At 56.2% G+C, this 315-nt stretch carries 1 protein-coding gene; it reads left to right on the forward strand.

Annotated elements, in window-relative coordinates; translation table 11 throughout:
• Positions 1-315: calcium-binding protein (locus J1C52_RS15065; RefSeq protein ID WP_304621957.1), on the forward strand; the 315-nt coding region annotated here is incomplete at both ends.

Here is a 315-nt window from a genome sequence, read left to right on the forward strand (position 1 = left end):
ATACCTTACTTAGCGGAGATGGAAATGACCGCATTTCCGGCGGAGATGGAAATGATCGAATCGCCGGGGGTAACGGCCGAGATCTGCTGCAAGGCGATCTCGGGACAGACACGCTCTTTGGGGACGATGGCGACGACACGCTCGATGGCGGCTTTGGACCAGACCGCCTGTTTGGCGGCAACCAGAATGACAGAATTATTGGCGGCCCCGACAACGATCTCCTGTTTGGACAAAATGGAGACGATCACCTTGAGGGAAACATCGGCAACGACACGCTTTGGGGCGACGCGGGAAACGATACCTTACTTAGCGGAG

The sequence above is a fragment of the Roseibaca sp. Y0-43 genome (assembly GCF_020667835.1).
In the GTDB taxonomy this organism is placed as follows: Bacteria; Pseudomonadota; Alphaproteobacteria; order Rhodobacterales; family Rhodobacteraceae; genus Roseinatronobacter.